Here is a 17,466-nt window from a genome sequence, read left to right as displayed (position 1 = left end):
GCGAAAGCAGGCATTCGTGCTGACCGTGGACTTCACCCGCTTCCCGCTCGCCGCAGGTGACCGGGTGCTCGACCTGGGCTGCGGCGCCGGACGCCATGCCTTCGAGTGCTACCGGCGCGGCGCCCAGGTCGTGGCCCTCGACCGGAACGGCGAGGAGATCCGCGAGGTCGCGAAGTGGTTCGCCGCGATGAAGGAGGCCGGGGAGGCCCCCGAGGGCGCCACCGCCACCGCGATGGAGGGTGACGCGCTCAACCTGCCGTTCCCCGACGAGTCCTTCGACGTCGTGATCATCTCCGAGGTGATGGAGCACATCCCCGACGACAAGGGCGTGCTCGCCGAGATGGTCCGGGTGCTCAGGCCCGGCGGCCGGATCGCGATCACCGTGCCGCGCTACGGCCCCGAGAAGGTCTGCTGGGCGCTCTCCGACGCGTACCACGAGGTCGAGGGCGGCCACATCCGCATCTACAAGGCCGACGAACTGCTCGGCAAGATCCGCGGCGCCGGCCTCAAGCCGTACGGCACCCACCACGCCCACGCCCTGCACGCGCCGTACTGGTGGCTCAAGTGCGCGTTCGGGGTGGACAACGACAAGTCGCTGCCGGTCCGCGCGTACCACAAGCTGCTGGTCTGGGACATCATGAAGAAGCCGATGGCCACCCGGGTGGCCGAGCAGCTGCTCAACCCCGTCGTCGGCAAGAGCTTCGTGGCGTACGCGACCAAGCCGCACCTGCCCGCGGCCGCCGCCGAGGACCTCTCCAAGGCCGAGGCGTGACCACTCCCGAGCAGACCGAACACCTCGTCCTGCCCGGAGTCCTCACCGCCGAGCAGGCCACCGAGACCGTCGCCGCCCTCCTCGCCGCGCAGTGCGACGACGGCGCGCTGCCCTGGTTCCGCGGCCACCACCTCGATCCGTGGGACCACACCGAGGCCGCCATGGCCCTCGACGCGGCGGGTGAGCACGCCGCCGCGGAACGCGCCTACGAGTGGCTGGCCCGGCACCAGAACGAGGACGGCTCCTGGTACGCCGCCTACGACGACGGCGACCCGCAACGGCCGACCGACCGCGGGCTGGAGACCAACTTCTGCGCGTACGTGGCCGTCGGCGTCTGGCACCACTACCTCGCCACCGGCGACGACGCGTTCGTCGACCGGATGTGGCCGACCGTCTTCGCCGCCGTCGAATGCGTGCTGCGGCTCCAGCAGCCCGGCGGGCAGATCGGCTGGAAGCGCGAAGCCGACGGAACCCCCGTCGACGACGCGCTGCTGACCGGCTGCTCCTCCATCCACCAGGCGCTGCGCTGCGCGCTCGCCATTGCCGAACGACGAGAAGAGCCGCAGCCCGACTGGGAGTTGGCGACGGGCGCGCTGGCCCACGCGATCCGCAGTCACCCGGAACGCTTCCTCGACAAGAGCCGCTACTCGATGGACTGGTATTACCCCGTCCTCGGCGGGGCCCTCACCGGAGCGGCCGCCAAGGACCGGATCGAGGAGGGCTGGGACCGCTTCGTGGTCCCCGGCCTCGGGGTGCGCTGCGTACTGCCCAACCCCTGGGTGACCGGCGGTGAGAGCTGCGAACTCGCCCTGGCACTCTGGGTGATGGGCGAATCCGACCGGGCGCTGGAGATCCTCCAGTCCATCCAGCACCTGCGCGCCGAAGGCGGCATGTACTGGACGGGGTACGTCTTCGAGGGCGACCGGGCGTTCTGGCCGGAGGAGCTCACCACCTGGACCGCCGGCTCGCTGCTGCTCGCCGTGGCCGCGCTCGGCGGCGACGAGGCGACCACCGCCGTCTTCAGCGGCGAACACCTGCCGCACGGACTGGCACCGGACTGCTGCGGCTAGGCCCTCTCGTCTACCCGGACGGCGGCCCCGAGTGGCATACCACTCGGGGCGGGGCGAACCTTACGGAGAGTGCCGGAATTCGTCGCTCACCGTAGAGGTCGTCGTGATGTGTCCGGCCAGGGAGGCCCGCCGTGACCAGTACCGCCGTGCCCAGTACCGCCGTGACCGGTTCCGTGCCGCTGCGCCGTCTGCTCGTCCCGCTCCTGCTGTGCTGCGCCGTGCTGGTGGGCGCCACCGCGTGCGGCGGCGGGGGCAAGAACAGCGCGAGCAGCTCCGCGAGCGGCTCCGCGTCCCCGAGCGCCACGTCCTCGGCCGAGGCGCAGAAGTTCGCCAAGACCCGGTTCGTCGCCAACGCGGGGCTCGCGGCCGGTGCGACGTACCAGTGGATCGTGAAGCCGTACCGCGCGGGCACGTTCAAGAAGGGCGCGGACGGGCGGAAGTTCGCCCTCGTCAAGGCCGGACTCGCGGGCGGCTTCGCGTACAACCGGCTGAAGGCCGCAGTGGCCAACGCCAAGGGCGATCCGCTGCTGTCGAAGGCGGTCGCGCCGCTCACGGCGGGCATCGAATCGCTCAAGGGGCTTGGCAGCAAGCTCCGCAAGGGCGAGGCGGGCGCAGGCGACATCGGCGCGTTCGAGAGCGTGATCAACAACATCAAGGACGCGGGCAAGAGCGCGGGCGCCGAGGTCAAGGACAAGGTGCCCACCACCGCGCAACTCGGCGGATAACCGATGCGGTTGTGGCCCTTGACCGAACCAGGGTGCGTGTCATGAGCGCACCGACATGATCTCTACCCGGCGCCTCCCGGCGGACAGCGACCGTGTCGAGGTGCCGGGGGACGCGGAGCTGCTGGACATCTGGCTGGCGCGCTCCGCGTTCGGCTGAGCCACACCGGCTCGAGCGCTCCGCGTTCGGCTGAGCCGCACAGGCTGCCGTGCGGGCGCCGCTCTCCCGTCCGCTGTGCGGGCGCGGCGGTGCTGAGCCAAGCTGGAATGGACAGGCCGTTGTGTCCGGCGGCCCGGTGGAGGTGCCGATGGAGCCAGTCCGCGCCCTGAAACGGATCGCCTTCCTGCTGGAACGCGGCGGGGCCGACACCTACCGCGTCCAGGCGTTCCGCACGGCCGCCGCTGCAGTCGCGGCGATGGCGGACGGCGAGACCGCACAGCGGGTCGCGGACGGCTCGCTGGAGTCGGTCAGGGGCATCGGGCCGAAGACCGCGCAGGTGATCCGCGAGGCGGTGGCCGGGGAGGTGCCGGGGTACCTGGAGCGGCTGGAGCAAGAGGCCGCCGCGGCCCCGCCTCCCGAGGGCGGCGAGGGCCTGCTCTCCCTGATGCGCGGCGACTGCCATCTGCACTCCGACTGGTCGGACGGCGGCAGCCCGATCGAGGAGATGGGCCGCACCGCGGCGGAACTGGGCCATGAATGGGCGGTCCTCACCGATCACTCGCCCCGGCTGACCGTGGCGAACGGGCTCTCCCCGGATCGGCTGCGCCACCAGCTGGCGGTGATCGCCGAGCTCAACGCGGGCTGGGCGCCGTTCCGGCTGCTCACCGGCATCGAGTGCGACATCCTTCCCGACGGCTCCCTCGACCAGGAGGAGGAGCTGCTGGAACAGCTGGACGTCGTGGTGGTCTCCGCACACTCCGGGCTGCGGATGGACCCCGCGCCGATGACCAGGCGCCTGCTCACGGCCGTCCGCCATCCGCGGGCGAACATCCTCGGACACTGCACCGGGCGGCTGATCACCGGCCGGGGCCGCCCGGAATCACGCTTCGACGCGGACGAGGTCTTCGCCGCGTGCGCGGAGGCGGGCACGGCGGTCGAGATCAACAGCCGGCCCGAACGGCTCGACCCGCCCCGCCGGCTCCTGCGCCGCGCCGTCGACGCGGGCACCCTGTTCGCCGTCGACACCGACGCCCACGCGCCCGGACAGCTCGACTGGCAGATCCACGGCTGCGCCCGCGCCGAGGAGTGCCGCGTACCGGCGGAACGCGTCGTTACCACCTGGCCGGCCGACGAACTGCTGGCCTGGTCGAGCGGGGGCACGATCCCGGAGCGGGCCCGCTCCGGGGTGGACGGGGCGGTCGGCGCAGCCCCGGGACAGGAGCGGTGAAGCCATGACGGCCACAAGCGTGCGAGGCATCGACCACATCGGGGTCACCGTCCCGGATTTGGAGACCGCGACTCTCTTCCTCGTCCGGGCGTTCGGCGCCGAGGTGTTGTACGACGCCCTGCGCCGCCACGACGGGCCGCTCGGCGGACCGGACGTCGAGCGCCGGCTCGGCGTCCCCGCGGGCACCCGGCAGCTGGCGATCCGGATGCTGGCCCTCCCCGGCGACGGCCCGGGCATCGAGCTGTTCGAGTTCGAGGGCCCCCGGCGTGAACCCCCGGCGCGGCCCTGCGACTTCGGCTGGCAGCACGTCGCGCTCTACGCCGACGACCTGGACGCGGCCGTACGGAACTGTGTCGACGCGGGCGCCACGCTGCTCGCCGAGGCGCAGCCGCTGCCGGGCCCCGAGGCGGGAGAGCGCAACCGGTTCGCGTATCTGCGCACCCCGTGGGGCAGCACCCTGGAACTCCTCACGTATCCCGACCCCCAGCCCTGGGAACGCGCCGCGGCACGCCGACGCGTGCGCCCCTCCCCGGTCGGCACCGGAACCTGGCCGACGGATCCGGCCAGACCCTAGGGTTCTGGCTCCCGGCGGCGCACGGCGAACGGGGGTCCGCCGCTGCGGCGCCGGACCCCGTCGGCAGGGCCGTCAGCGGAAGGTCAGACCCTCGAACTGCCCGGAGGCGCGCCAGCCGTCGATCAACGAGAAGAAGGCCGTGGCACCCAGTGGGTAGCCCACGGAGAGACGCTCGGCCAGTCCGGCCTCCTGCCCCTCGTTGTTGTAGTAGCCGGGCGTGCAGTCCGCGGCGCCGAACGGAATGCCGTCGCGGAGGAGCATGTCGACCCAGGTGTTCTGGGCCTCCTCCGTCACCTCCACCTCGCGGGCGTCATGTGCCACCGCGTGCCGGACCACGGCGGCAATGGTCTGGGCGGACTCCGCGAAGCCGTGCGGCACGTTCGACCCGAGGAAGGCGCCTTGGGCCAGCTGGACGACGAACAGGTTCGGGAAGCCGTGCACGTGCATGCCGTGCAACGTGCGCATGCCGTTCGCCCAGGCCTTCGACAGCGTCACCCCGTTCCGGCCGGCCATGTCGAACCCGGCCCGTCGGGTGTAGTCGGTGCCGTACTCGAAGCCCGACGCGTAGACGATGCAGTCCACCTCGTACTCGATGCCACCGATCACCGCACCACGTTCGGTGATCCGCACTCCGCGTGCGCTGACAAGCATCGCCACACCCCCTTGTGTGTAAGTAATTACTTACTATGGTGAGATGTGTGTCACGTCAAGACTTCGCGCAGGCCCGGGAAGCGGCTTCGCGAAGTGGGTCACGAGAGGGGGGCGGCGACCCTCGCCCTCTCGCCGGGGCCACGTGGTGCCCCGGCGCCGGTAATCGGTCGGCGGTGGCGCAGACGGTACTGTCGGGGCATGGGAATGCCTGTCCGGGCAAGGGGTTTCGTATGACGGCCGCGCCTGATCACCACTCCGCCGAGATCACACAACGGCAGCGGCTCACCGCCGACGAACGCCGGGCGCAGATCATCACCGCTGCACGTGGGGTGTTCGTGAAGTACGGGTTCGCCGGAGCGCGGACCCGCGACATCGCGGCGGAGGCCGACGTCAACGAGGCGCTGGTCTACCGGCATTTCCGGTCGAAGGAGGAGCTCTTCGAGGTCGCCGTCGTCGCGCCGCTCGAAAAGACCGTGGCCCGGCTCGTACGGGTCTCGGGCACCCCGCCCCCGGACTTCGACGAGACCGGGAACGCGATGCACGAGCGCACCCGCCAGTACATGAGGGACCTTCTCCAGGTCATGGACGAGGTGGCGCCTCTGCTGGGCGTCATGCTCTTCGGTGACGCCGGGACGGCTGCGACGTACTACCGCGAGCGGGTCGCACCCCTCCTCGCCGAGGTCCAACGCGTGGTCGCGTTGAACGTGTCGTCATGGCGGCACCGGGACTTCGACGCGGAGCTCGTGGTCCAGTCCGCCTTCGGAGCGGCGTGGTTCCACGCGACGGCCGCACGGCTCAGCGGCCGGCCCATCGACCACGGCGCCGTGGCGGACAGCATCACGACGCTCCTCCTGGACGGGCTCCGCCTCCCCGACGAGCCGCGGGACCGCTGAACCGGGGCCGCACCGGCGGGGCATCGTCCCACCGGCCGAACCGCGCCTGACGGGCAAGGGGACGGCATGACCGGGAGCCCGCCAGGGTTTACGGGGCAGCCCTCAGCCGAGCTCCGCCAGCACCCGCAAGGTGTGCGGGTCCGGCGCCGTCACCAGCAGATCGGTCACCGGCCCCTTGCGCCACAACTCCAGCCGTTCCGCGATGCGTTGACGCGGACCGATGAGCGAGATCTCATCGGCGAACGCGTCCGGAACGGCCAGCACGGCCTCCTCCTTGCGCCCTTCGAGGAAGAGCCGCTGGATCCGCCGCGCCTCCTCCTCGAAACCCATCCGCGCCATCAGATCGGCGTGGAAGTTACGGGCCGCGTGCCCCATGCCCCCGATGTAGAAGCCGAGCATCGCCTTCACCGGCAGCAGTCCCTCGGCCACATCGTCACAGACCCGCGCCCGCACCATCGGCGCGATCATGAACCCGTCCGGCAGGTCCGTGAGCGAGGCCTCGTACACCTCGGTGCGCAGCGGTGACCAGTACAACGGCAGCCAGCCGTCGGCGATCCGCGTCGTCTGCGCGATGTTCTTCGGCCCCTCCGCCCCGAGCAGCACGGGCAGCCGGGCCCGCAGCGGATGGGTGATCGGCTTCAGCGGCTTGCCCAGGCCGGTGCCGTCCGGACCGTTGTACGGATGCGGGTGGAAGCGCCCGTCCAGCTCCACGGGGGCTTCACGGGCGAGCACCTGGCGGATGACGTCGACGTACTCGCGGGTCGCGGTCAGCGGGCTCCCGGGGAACGGCCGCCCGTACCAGCCCTCCACCACCTGGGGCCCGGACAGCCCGAGGCCGAGCATCATCCGGCCGCCGGAGAGATGGTCGAGGGTGAGGGCGTGCATGGCGGTCGCGGTCGGGGTGCGCGCCGCCATCTGCGCGATGCCGGTACCCAGCCGGATACGGGAGGTGTGCGCGGCGATCCAGGTCAGCGGGGTGAACGCGTCGGAGCCCCAGGCCTCCGCCGTCCACACCGACGCGTACCCCAGCGCCTCCGCCTCCCGGGCGAGCTCCAGATGGGCGGGGTTTGGGCCGCGGCCCCAGTAGCCGAGGGCGAGTCCGAGTCGCATTCCGCTGCCTCCCAGCATATCTGACGGTGCGTCAGGCATCCGGCGCACGGACGGAGAGTACGACAGCGGCCCCCCGCCCGGAAGGGGCGAGAGGCCGCTGTTCGTACCGCCGGAGCGTGGGCTCAGCCGCGCTGGATGCCCGTGGTGTCCTGGAGCACACCACGACGGCCGTCCTGCGTCTGGGCGATGAGCGCCGCACCGCGCTGCTCCACCGCGAGGTACCAGGTGCCGGGCGCCAGTTCGGCGATCGGCGACGGCGAACCGTCCTCCCCGTACAGCGGGCGGGCCACCGGCACCGCGAACCAGAACGGCGTGAAGTCACCGCCCGGCGCACCGGCCGCCGAAGCCGCCTGGGCGTTCTGCGGCTCCGGCTGACCGGGCTGCGGCTGCTGCGCACCGTACGGCTGCTGCTGACCCGGCTGCGCACCGTACGGCTGCTGCTGGGCGCCGGGGTAGCCGTATCCCTGGCCCGGCTGCGGCTGACCGCCGTACGGCGGCTGCACGGCCTGCGGACGCGGGGCGCCCATCAGCGGAGCCTTGAGCGCGGGGACCAGCGGAGTGGCGATCGCGCCACCCGCGAGCACGATGGCCGCGAGCAGACCGAGGATCATGCCGGCGCCCGCGTTGGTGGCGTCGATCGTCGTCCAGAACGCCGACCACAGCGCGAAGACACAGAACGCGGCCCCGAACTGACCGAGGTCGAGGCCGACGACCTTACGGTTCGGCATGGAACGGCCCACGACGACGAGCGCCCCACCGATGATTCCGGCCAGGAAGACGCTCATGAGGACCCCGAGGGCGTCCCAGGCGTTCGGGGCGTTGTAGCTGGAGCAGTTGAGGCCCGCAGGGCAGTCGAAGCCGGAGAGGTCGAGGAAAGAGGCGATGAACAGCACCACCGCTGCTCCGATCACCACGCCGTCGCCTCGAGTGAGGGAGCGGATATTCACGTGAAGGTCCTTAGTAGGTCGTCTCGTCGGGGCGGTCGTCGCTGCCGCTTGTACGGGTACGGCGGGCACGTACGAAGCTCGGGAGCGGCTTCCCATCGTACGGATGAATCTATCGTCTGCCTGGGCGGGTTGTGCCCTTGCCCGAACGCTGAACGCACTTCCCCCCAATTTCGCCTCAGAACTACCTCGTTCTACCCGTTCAGGTAGCTGCTGATGCCATCGGCAATGCCCTGCGCCGCCTTCTGTCGCCAGCCCTCACTGGTGAGCAGGGCCGCATCCTTCGGATCACGCATATTGCCGCATTCGATGAACACTTTGGGCACGGTCGACAAATTCAGTCCGCCGAGATCCTTGCGGATGTCCAACCCGCTATTGCCACCGACGTAATTGGAAGGCGCGCTTCCGGTATCGCGGACGAAGAGACCGGCGATCCGGGTGCCGAGATCACGCGACGGTTCGACGATCTTCGACGTGTCCGCCTCACCGCCCCGTACGAGCCCGGGAAGGATCACATGGAAGCCGCGGTTGCCGACCGCGGAACCGTCCGCGTGCACCGAGACCACCGCGTCGGCCCCGGCCTCGTTGCCGATCCGGGCGCGCTCGTCGACACAGGGCCCGTACGGGCGGTCGTCGTCCTGCGTCAGCACGACGTTCGCGCCCTGCGCCCGCAGGAGCGTGCGCACCCGGTGCGACACGTCGAGGGTGAATTGGGCCTCCGCGTAACCGGAGTTGGTCGACGTCCCGGTGGTGTCGCATTCCTTGCGCCCGGTGCCGATGTCCACCTGGCGGTTGATCTCGCGGGTGTGCAGATAATTGTTCGGGTTGTGTCCGGGGTCGATGACGACGGTCTTCCCGGACAGCGGCCCGCCGGCCCGGCCGCCCGTGGACTTCGAGGGCTTCGCGGACGGGCCGGGGGAGGCGGACGTCTTCCCGGGCGCCGGAGCGCTCTGCGGCGGCGATGCCGGCGGCGGCGCGGCGGAGGTGCCACTGCCGCCCTGCCGGGGCCGGGCCTGCGCCCCGCCGCCGTCATCGCCCGCGCCGCAGCCGACGGCGGTCAGACAGACGGCTGCGAGCGCGGCGGCGAGCAGGGGCCGGCGGCGCTGGGTGGGGGGAACGCTCTCGTCGTACGGCACCCCGCGATGCTATCGGGGCGCCCCCAGCCGACCGGCCCGGACGCCCGTGCCCCGTCCCGTACCCGTACTCGACCCGACTCGGGTCCCCGTGCTCCGTGCTCCGTGCCCGACCGGACTCAGATCCCCGTTCCGGTACGCCGCAGCACCCGCAGCGAATCCGTCACCGAGACCTCGGTGAACGCACCGGAGGCCAGCGCCCGCAGATAGACCCGGTACGGTGCCTGGCCCCCGTGCGCGGGGTCCGGGAACACATCGTGGATCACCAGCAGCCCGCCCTCCGCGACGTGCGGCGCCCAGCCCTCGTAATCACCGTTCGCATGCTCGTCGGTGTGACCGCCGTCGATGAAGACCAGGCCGAGCTTCCCACCCCACACGGCCGCGACCCGCACAGACCGTCCGACCAGCGCCACGACATGGTCTTCGAGACCCGCCGCGTGCAGGGTCCTGCGGAACGTCGGCAACGTGTCCATCCGGCCGACCTCCGGGTCCACCACGGTCGGGTCGTGGTACTCCCAGCCGGGCTGCTGTTCCTCGCTGCCGCGATGGTGGTCGACGGTGAGAGCCGTCACACCGGCCGCCCGCGCGGCGTCGGCGAGCAGGATGGTGGAGCGCCCGCAGTACGTCCCGACCTCAAGGACCGGCAGCCCCAGCGCGGCGGCCTCGGCGGCGGCCCGGTACAGCGCGAGCCCCTCGACCACCGGCATGAAGCCCTTGGCGGCCCGGAAGGCGGCGAGAATCTCGGGCTCGGGCTCGACGACGGACTCGACGTGCACGGGTACCTCCTGGTGGGGACGCGTCTTCGGGGCGCGCGTTTCGACGGCGCCCCATGGTGCCGTACGCCCCCGCCGAAGGCGTCGGCGGGGCGTTCTGGACGACGTGGCGGCGGCCGGTGGCTTCGGGGCGTGGGTGTGCTGGAGAAGCGGGAGACGGTTGCCCGGTGCGGGCGGAGGAACAAGGGAACCTGATCCGGGTTGCTGACGTCCCCGGCCGGCCGGGCGCATTGGTAGCGTCGGAGCACACCGCGCCGGCCGGCACGGCCTGCCGTTCGACCGAGAGAGACCTGATGCCCCCGAGGATCCGCAGGGCTGTGATCCCCGCCGCCGGACTCGGCTCCCGCCTCCTGCCCCTGACCAAGGCCACCCCGAAGGAAATGCTGCCGGTCGGCGACAAGCCGGTGATCGAGCACACCGTGCGCGAACTGGTGGCGTCCGGCATCACGGACATCACCATCGTCGTCTCCGGTGGCAAGTCCCTGATTCAGGACCACTTCCGGCCCAACCCCGCCCTGGTCGAACAGCTGCGCGCCGACGGCAAGACCGCCTATGCGGATGCTGTGGAGGAGGTCGCCGAACTCGCCCGCCAAGGGCACATCACCTACCTCGACCAGCACGGTCCGTACGGCAACGGCACCCCGGTGCTGAACGCGGCCCGCAATTTCGGTGACGAACCCATGCTGGTGCTCTGGCCGGACGACGTGTTCGTGGCCGACGTGCCCCGCGCCCAGCAGCTGATCCGCGCGTATGAGGTGACCAACTGTCCGGTACTGGCCCTGATGCCGATGGGCCCCGCCGACTCCCAGCGCTATGGCGTGCCCGTGGTCAAGGAGGACCTGGGCGACGGCCTGCTGCGTATCACCGGCCTGGTCGAAAAGCCCGAGCCGGCCGACGCCCCCTCGGCGTATGCCGCCATCGGCGGCTACGTCATCACCCCCGGCATCATCGACGAACTGCGCGAGCAGACCAACCGCTGGTACGAGCACCGTGAGGGCGAGGTCTACCTGACCGACGCCATCAACGCCTACGCCGCGGACCGCGCGGTGTACGGGCAGGTCATCTCCGGTCGTTGGTACGACACCGGCAACCCGGCGGACTACCTCGTCGCCCAGATGGCCTTCGCCCTCGCGCACCCCGAGTACGGGCCCGTCCTGCGCCGGCTCGCCCGCGAACTCGGCGATGGCGACCACCCCGTATCCGGCAGGGACACCGTCACGAGCTGATCCGCCGCTTCCTTCGGGCCGCCCGGACTCGGCGAGCGGCCCGAAGGGAGCGACCGATGGCACCCCCGCGCGTCTTCGAACGTGTGGCGTGGACCAGCGCGACACTTGACCGGCTGTGAACCCCGTCCAGGGCTGCCCCTGCAGCTGTCTGAAGGACCTGGGCCTCCCCGCGCCAAGTCCACCGTCCTCGCCGCCCCTGGCGAGACGCTCGACCAGATCCTGATCAAAATGCCGTACGCCCCCGCCGACGGCATCGGCGGGGGCGTACGTGGGGTGAGCCCGGGTCGGGGAGTCCCCGGCGGCCTACCGATCGTGGAGCACCTGCGGCCGTGTAACGGGGACAACAGCGAGCAGGTCGTCCAGTCCCTTGAAATCATCGGGGTTCGTAGTGAAGAGGGGGAGCTCCTCGGCGATGGCGATGGACGCGATCATCAAGTCGGCCACCCGGCGCCGCGGCTTGCGGCCGGCGCCGATCACGGCAGCGCAGACCCTGCCGTAGACGCGGGCCGCCTCCGCGTCGAAGGGGATCGGGTCGAACTCGTTCTCGGCACGCTGAAGGACGTCCAGCCGACGGGCCCGCTCGGCGTACTCGTCGTAGTCGTCCTGCTCTTCGTTCCGCCGTACTTCGTGGGGGCCGGCGGAAAGCTCGGCCAGTGTGATGGCGCTGATCGCCACCTCGGCAGGGAGCTCCTGGGGATCCACCCATCTGCGAAGAATCATGATGTTGGTGTCGAGCAGTCCCTGTTGGTACTCAGCGGGCATAGGGGTTGTGAGCTGCTGTCGGTTTGCTGAGCTGAAGTGAGTTTTAGTGAGCAGGAGTGGGTCCTGTCGGCGGCTTCATGGGGTGGGAACGGGGGTTCTGGGGCCGAATGGGTGACCTTGGCGGCTGGTGCTCGTTGGGCTGGGTAGCGGGTGTCCGGTCTCGTGGGAGGGGGTGTTGTGGTGGGTGGTGTGCGGGAGTTGGCGGCGCCGTTCGTGGTGTCCGGGCCGTGCGGGGTGGCGGTCCGGGACCGTCTCAAGCACCTCACACCCCAGGACGAGAAAGTCCTCCGCCTGGTCGGAGAGCACCAAGGCGCGCTCGCTTCCCGTGACCTCAGGGTCCGTTGTGCGGATGGCCTGGAGCACGGTGCGGAGACCTGGGCGTCGCGCAAGCGGGACCTGACCGGGGTGTCGTCGTCGCGGATCGCGGGGGCGATCACCAAGGCCACGCATGATCAGTGGGCGCTGGCGCGCCGTTGTCAGGCGGCGCACATCCGGAATCTGGAGGCCGGGATAGGGATGCTGCGGCACCGCCTGTCCCTCCCGGTCGGCGCGAGGGGCACCAAGCGGGCAGCCGGTGGCTACCGCTCCAAGGGCGAGTGGTTCCACAAGTCCCGCCGTCTCGCGGCGCTGGAAGCGCGGCACGCTGCTGCGGTCCGTGACCGGCAGGCCGGACGCGTCCGGGTCGTGCGGGGCGGCAAACGCCTCCTCAACACCCGCCACCACCTCACCCAGGCCCGGCTGACCGAGGAGCAGTGGCGGGAACGCTGGGAAGCGGAGCGCTGGTTCATCGCCGCCGACGGCGAGTCCGGGAAGCGGTTCGGGAACGAAACGATCCGCGTCACCCCGGACGGCGAGGCCAGCATCAAACTACCCGCCCCGCTCGCCCACCTGGCCAACGCCAAGCACGGCCGGTACATCCTCACCTCGACCGTGGCGTTCGCGCACCGGGGCAGGAGTGGGCCGACCGCATCACCGCGAACCGGTCCGTGGCCTACCGCATCTACCTCGACACCGACCGTCGCCGCTGGTACCTCACCGCGTCCTGGCAACGCCCCGCCGTGCAGACCATCCCGCTGGAGACGGCCCGCGCCCGGGGCATGATCGGCGTCGACACCAACGCCGACCACTTCGCCGCCTACCACCTCGACCCACACGGCAACCCCATCGGCGACCCGCGCCGCTTCCCCTACGACCTGTCCGGCACCACCGCTCATCGCGACGCACAGATCCGCCACGCCCTGACCCGCCTGATCAACTGGGCCAAGCGGTGCAGCGTGACCGCGATCGGCATCGAAGACCTCGACTTCACGACCGAGAAGACCCGCGAGAAACACGGCCGCAGGAAGAGGTTCCGGCAGCTGATCTCCGGCATCCCGACCGGAAGGCTCAAGGCCCGACTGGTCTCCATGGCCGCCGAACAGGGCCTGAGTGTTGTCGCGGTCGACCCCGCCTACACCTCGATGTGGGGTGCCCAGCACTGGCAGAAACCACTGGCCACCCCCAAGCGAAAGATGTCCCGTCATGATGCCGCCGGCATCGCGATCGGACGACGCGCCCTCGGACACCCGGTCCGGCGTCGGACGGCACCGCCCCCACACGACCGGAGTGATCGTGCGGGGCATCGGACCGCCCAGGCCGGGCCAGGCACCCGAGGACGTGAGGGAACCCGCCCACCCGCAACGGACCACGCCCCCAGAGACGTGCCACCGAACGGGAAGAGAAAGCGGCAACCCAGTGCATCCAACACCGTTCGGGATGCGCCCAGTACACATCAGTGGGTCCAGGACCCACTCATGCACACTGGTTAGGAACGGTCGTCCGGCCTCTGCTCGGCGGTGGCGTCCTGATCCGCTCGGAAGGCGTCCAGCGAGATATCGGAAGCGGTGCGGGACATGGCGGTGAACTCGCCGCGCGGGACGAACCGCCTGCGTCGGCGCAGCGGGATCAACTCGCCGATGCGGTGTCCGTCCCGCGTGAGGGTGAATGCCTGCCCGCCCTGGACGGCGTCCATGATTTCTTTGGACCTGTTGCGCAGGTCGCGTTGCGTGATCTCCTGCTGCGCTGTCATGGCAGCCACGGTAGTGCGAGGTGCTATGGGTGCGACCAGATGCCACGGCAGAGTGCGTATGCCCCGCCGACGGCATGGCGGATTCCAGGGATCGTCGCAACACTCTGTGTGTTGCGACGATCCTAGTGAGTTGGCAGGCACCGCTTGCCCTGAGGGCCGTAGGTCAAAGGTCGGGGTGTCCGGTCGCAGACAGGAGAACGACCATGGAGGCGTGACGTCTTCGCCCTTTGACATTGATGTTTTCCTCAGCCAGCCACTCACCGCCCGCGTGGCGACTGACGGGCCGACCGTGCGGCCCGTGTGGTTCGTGTGGGAGGAGGGTGCCTTCGCCCGATGGCCCGCTTCACCGACCGGACCGTCACCGATCCGGACCGGCTGGAGGAGGAGTTCCTCAAGGTCCGCGCCCAGGGTTACGCCTTTACGGCCGGCGAGTACGACACCGGCATCGCGACCGTCGCCGTACCGGTCTTCCTCGGGCGCGAACCGTACGGGAGCCTCAGCCTCGGCGGGGCCGAGGAGCTCTTCCGCGGGGCTCCGCAGGACCGGCTCGACGCCCTGCGCCACGCGGCCCAGCTGCTGGAGAGGCGCCTCACCCAGCCTCCGCAGCGCCCGAAGCCGCGCGCCCGTCGCTCCCGCACCACTACCTGATGATCCAGAAAAGAACCAAGAGGAACCCCGTGAATCTGCTGCTGCTCTCCAATTCCACCCAGTACGGCCGCGGTTATCTGGAGCACGCCCTCGACACCGTCACCGCGTTCCTGCCCTCCGGTGCCCGGCTGGCCTTCGTGCCGTACGCGCTCGCCGACTACACCGCGTACACCGCACGCGTCCGCGATGCCCTCGAGCCGTCCGGCATCACTGTCCGCGGGGTCCACGAGAACGCCGACCCGGTCGCCGAACTCGCCGCGTCCGATGCCGTGTTCATCGGTGGCGGAAACTCCTTCCGGCTGCTGAGCGCCCTGTACCGGACCGGCCTGCGGGACGCCGTGACCGAAGCGGTACGGGGCGGGCTCCCGTACATGGGAGCCAGCGCCGGTACGAACATGGCGGCGCCCACCCTCCGTACCACCAACGACATGCCCATCGTGCAGCCGCCGTCCTTCGAGACGCTCGGCCTCGTCCCGTTCCAGATCAACCCGCACTACCTGGACCCGGACCCGGAGAGCACCCACAAGGGCGAGACCCGCGAGGAGCGGCTCACCGAGTTCCTGGAGGAGAACGACGTGCCGGTCCTCGGCCTGCGCGAAGGGTCATGGCTGCGGGTCAACGGCCGCCAGGCCCGGGTGCAGGGCGCCCGCCCCGCCCGGCTGTTCACCCGCGGCGCCGGGCCGCAGGAGCTGCCGGCCGGGTCGGACGTCTCTCATCTGCTCACGACGACACCGCGGTTCGACGCTCCGGTGCGCTGATCGCCAGCACCAGATCGGCGTCGACCGGCAGCCCGTCGCCGGGGTAGGCCGCCGGGTAGGCGCGCGGCGCGTATCCGGTGGCCGACCCGGCCAGCACGTAGGCGCCGCGGGACGGGGCGGCCAGCAGGTAGTGGCCGTCCTCGTCCGCCACGGTGAGCCCGGCCTGCCGGCCCCGGTGGTCGATCAGCGTGACGTTGGCGCGGGCCACCGGCTTACCGTCCGCGTCCAGCACCCGGCCGCGGAAGCCGCCCGAACCGGTCACGGGACGGGACGTGGAGAGTGCGGGGGCCGACGCGTCGTCCTCGCTGCTCGCCAGCAGCGCCGGGCGCATCGCGTCGCGCTGCGACGGCAGGAACGTGGCCAGCACCAGCCCGATCACCACCGCACCCGCCGCGATCCCGAACGAGATGCGGAACCCCTCCATCGACGGCAGCGGCACCCCGCCCGTCCGCACCGAGGTGTTGGCCAGCACCATGCCGATCACGGCGCTCGACACCGACGTACCGATCGACCGCATCAGGGTGTTCAGGCCGGTGGCCGCACCCGTCTCGGACGGATCGACGGCCCCGATGATCAGCGCGGGCAGCGAGGAGTACGCGAGTCCGATACCGGCCCCGATCACCACCGCGATCACCACGGTCTGCCACGGGGCGCTCATCAGCCCGAGCCCCGCCCCGTAACCGATCGCGATGATCAGCATGCCGAGCATCAGCGACACCTTGGGGCCCCGGCGGGCGGACAGCCGGGCGTACAGCGGGGCGACGAACATCATCGTCAGACCGAGCGGCGCCACGCACAGCCCCGCGACCACCATCGACCGGCCGAGTCCGTACCCCGTCGACACCGGCAGCTGGAGCAGCTGCGGCAGGACCAGCGAGACGGCGTAGAACGCGACCCCGACCATGATCGAGGCGAGGTTGGTGAGCAGCACCTCGCGCCGGGCCGTGGTCCGCAGGTCGACCAGCGGCGCCGGGCTGCGCAGCTCGAAGAGGCCCCACAGGACGAGAATCACCAGGGCGGCGGCGATCAGTCCGAGCGTGGTTCCCGAGGTCCAGCCCCAGTCACTGCCCTTGGTGATGGGCAGCAGCAGACAGACCAGCCCGAGCGAGAGCCCGAGTGCGCCGATGAGATCGAAGCGGCCGGGCGCGCGCAGCGTGGGCTCGGGGACGGCGAGGAAGGTCAGCGCCATCGACAGCACACCGAGACCGGCCGAGCCGAAGAACAGGGTGTGCCAGTCGGAGTGCTGGGCGACCAGCGCGGCGGCGGGCAGCGCGAGTCCGCCGCCCACCCCGATCGACGAACTCATCAGCGCCATCGCCGAGCCGAGCTTCTCGCGCGGCAGCTCGTCACGCATGATGCCGATGCCCAGCGGGATGGCGCCCATGGCGAAGCCCTGGAGCGCGCGCCCCCCGATCATGACGACGAGATCGTCGGTGAAGGCGCATATCAGAGAACCGATCACCATCACGGCGAGACTGGCGAGCAGCATCTTGCGCTTGCCGTAGAGATCGCCGAGCCGCCCCATGATCGGCGTCGAGACGGCCCCCGCCAGCAGGGTCGCGGTCATCACCCAGGTGGCGTTGGACGGATCGGTGTGCAGAAGGGCGGGCAGATCCTTGATGACGGGGACGAGCAGGGTCTGCATCACCGCGACGGTGATGCCCGCGAAGGCGAGCACGGGGACGACCCCGCCGCCCGCCTTGCGCGGCCGCGGATCGTGGAGTTCCCCGGCGTGCTGTCCGTTCGTCGTCTGTGGCATACGCGTGGCCTCCGGGCGGCGTGATCGAGGGTTTGTCGAGGGCGAGTACGGGGTTCGGGTCCGGGGCGGGCAGCACCGACCGCCAAGTGTGTGCACGGTGAAACCTTCCACCTGCCCGGGGTATTCCGGTGAACGCGGTACGAATGGGGGCGCAACTGTGCACTCGGACCGGAGCGCGCGCCGATCCGACGGCCATCTGACCTTCCGTCAGAATG

Annotated in this window: 16 protein-coding genes and 2 pseudogenes; 10 read left to right on the top strand and 8 right to left on the bottom strand. The window is 70.8% G+C overall.

Going from position 1 to position 17,466, the window contains the following annotated elements; all coding sequences use genetic code 11:
- The first annotated feature begins 16 nt into the window (after positions 1-16).
- The 5 genes from OG306_RS10785 to OG306_RS10765 all read left to right on the top strand — a co-directional run bounded on the left by OG306_RS10785 (position 17) and on the right by OG306_RS10765 (position 4,526).
- Complete coding sequence (locus OG306_RS10785; protein ID WP_266745881.1) at positions 17-772, top strand: class I SAM-dependent methyltransferase; 756 nt, start codon at positions 17-19, stop codon at positions 770-772.
- Positions 769-1,842 carry a prenyltransferase gene (locus tag OG306_RS10780; protein WP_266745880.1) on the top strand — a complete coding sequence of 358 codons (1,074 nt, stop codon included), beginning with the start codon at positions 769-771 and terminating at the stop codon, positions 1,840-1,842. The genes OG306_RS10785 and OG306_RS10780 overlap by 4 nt, the downstream gene beginning before the upstream one ends.
- Positions 1,843-2,003: 161 nt before the next feature.
- The gene (locus tag OG306_RS10775) at positions 2,004-2,567 is read left to right on the top strand and encodes a hypothetical protein (RefSeq protein WP_266752157.1); all 564 of its coding nucleotides are present in this window, start codon (positions 2,004-2,006) and stop codon (positions 2,565-2,567) included.
- Between the two features lie 305 nt (positions 2,568-2,872).
- Entirely contained in the window at positions 2,873-3,952 is a 1,080-nt protein-coding gene (locus tag OG306_RS10770) for a PHP domain-containing protein (protein ID WP_266745879.1), read from the top strand.
- A gap of 4 nt (positions 3,953-3,956) precedes the next feature.
- Positions 3,957-4,526 (top strand): VOC family protein, encoded by a 570-nt coding sequence (locus tag OG306_RS10765; protein WP_266745878.1) that lies wholly within the window; start codon positions 3,957-3,959, stop codon positions 4,524-4,526.
- A 72-nt stretch (positions 4,527-4,598) separates the two neighbouring features.
- On the opposite strand, the gene OG306_RS10760 is transcribed toward OG306_RS10765, so the two are convergent.
- Positions 4,599-5,177 carry a hypothetical protein gene (locus OG306_RS10760; protein WP_266745877.1) on the bottom strand — a complete coding sequence of 193 codons (579 nt, stop codon included), beginning with the start codon at positions 5,175-5,177 and terminating at the stop codon, positions 4,599-4,601.
- Positions 5,178-5,407: 230 nt separating this feature from the next.
- Between OG306_RS10760 and OG306_RS10755 the strand changes: the two genes are divergently transcribed.
- Complete coding sequence (locus OG306_RS10755) at positions 5,408-6,070, top strand: TetR/AcrR family transcriptional regulator (RefSeq protein ID WP_266745876.1); 663 nt, start codon at positions 5,408-5,410, stop codon at positions 6,068-6,070.
- Between the two features lie 102 nt (positions 6,071-6,172).
- Here OG306_RS10755 and OG306_RS10750 read toward each other — a convergent pair whose 3' ends face one another.
- The 4 genes from OG306_RS10750 to OG306_RS10735 all read right to left on the bottom strand — a co-directional run bounded on the left by OG306_RS10750 (position 6,173) and on the right by OG306_RS10735 (position 9,964).
- Positions 6,173-7,180 carry an LLM class F420-dependent oxidoreductase gene (locus tag OG306_RS10750; protein WP_266745875.1) on the bottom strand — a complete coding sequence of 336 codons (1,008 nt, stop codon included), beginning with the start codon at positions 7,178-7,180 and terminating at the stop codon, positions 6,173-6,175.
- 122 nt (positions 7,181-7,302) lie between these two features.
- Positions 7,303-8,127 carry a hypothetical protein gene (locus OG306_RS10745; RefSeq protein ID WP_266745874.1) on the bottom strand — a complete coding sequence of 275 codons (825 nt, stop codon included), beginning with the start codon at positions 8,125-8,127 and terminating at the stop codon, positions 7,303-7,305.
- Positions 8,128-8,318: 191 nt separating this feature from the next.
- Complete coding sequence (locus OG306_RS10740; protein WP_266745873.1) at positions 8,319-9,260, bottom strand: N-acetylmuramoyl-L-alanine amidase; 942 nt, start codon at positions 9,258-9,260, stop codon at positions 8,319-8,321.
- 116 nt (positions 9,261-9,376) lie between these two features.
- Positions 9,377-9,964, bottom strand: coding sequence for a class I SAM-dependent methyltransferase (locus OG306_RS10735; protein WP_266752156.1), 588 nt, complete (start codon positions 9,962-9,964; stop codon positions 9,377-9,379).
- A gap of 359 nt (positions 9,965-10,323) precedes the next feature.
- Here OG306_RS10735 and OG306_RS10730 point away from each other — a divergent pair, with 359 nt between their 5' ends.
- Positions 10,324-11,256: a UTP--glucose-1-phosphate uridylyltransferase gene (locus OG306_RS10730; protein WP_266745872.1), complete on the top strand. Its 933-nt coding sequence runs from the start codon at positions 10,324-10,326 to the stop codon at positions 11,254-11,256.
- A gap of 303 nt (positions 11,257-11,559) precedes the next feature.
- Here OG306_RS10730 and OG306_RS10725 read toward each other — a convergent pair whose 3' ends face one another.
- Entirely contained in the window at positions 11,560-12,018 is a 459-nt protein-coding gene (locus OG306_RS10725) for a type II toxin-antitoxin system VapC family toxin (protein ID WP_266745871.1), read from the bottom strand.
- Between the two features lie 180 nt (positions 12,019-12,198).
- Between OG306_RS10725 and OG306_RS10720 the strand changes: the two are divergent.
- Positions 12,199-13,826: pseudogene (locus OG306_RS10720) on the top strand (IS200/IS605 family accessory protein TnpB-related protein).
- Here OG306_RS10720 and OG306_RS10715 read toward each other — a convergent pair.
- On the bottom strand, positions 13,823-14,086 hold the full coding sequence (locus OG306_RS10715; RefSeq protein WP_266745869.1) for a type II toxin-antitoxin system Phd/YefM family antitoxin: 264 nt from the start codon (positions 14,084-14,086) through the stop codon (positions 13,823-13,825). The pseudogene OG306_RS10720 and the gene OG306_RS10715 sit on opposite strands and share 4 nt — an antisense overlap.
- Before the next feature lie 327 nt (positions 14,087-14,413).
- Here OG306_RS10715 and OG306_RS10710 point away from each other — a divergent pair.
- Positions 14,414-14,734 (top strand): annotated as a pseudogene (locus OG306_RS10710) (IclR family transcriptional regulator domain-containing protein); the annotation flags it as partial.
- Positions 14,735-14,763: 29 nt separating this feature from the next.
- Entirely contained in the window at positions 14,764-15,492 is a 729-nt protein-coding gene (pepE, locus tag OG306_RS10705) for a dipeptidase PepE (protein WP_266752155.1), read from the top strand.
- On the opposite strand, the gene OG306_RS10700 is transcribed toward pepE, so the two are convergent.
- A complete protein-coding gene (locus OG306_RS10700) occupies positions 15,455-17,251 on the bottom strand; it encodes an MFS transporter (protein ID WP_371665244.1) in 1,797 nt (598 codons plus the stop codon). The genes pepE and OG306_RS10700 overlap by 38 nt on opposite strands.
- Positions 17,252-17,466: the final 215 nt, after the last annotated feature.

This window comes from Streptomyces sp. NBC_01241, assembly GCF_041435435.1.
Classification (GTDB): Bacteria; Actinomycetota; Actinomycetes; order Streptomycetales; family Streptomycetaceae; genus Streptomyces.
This window is presented reverse-complemented; position numbering and strand designations above follow the sequence as displayed.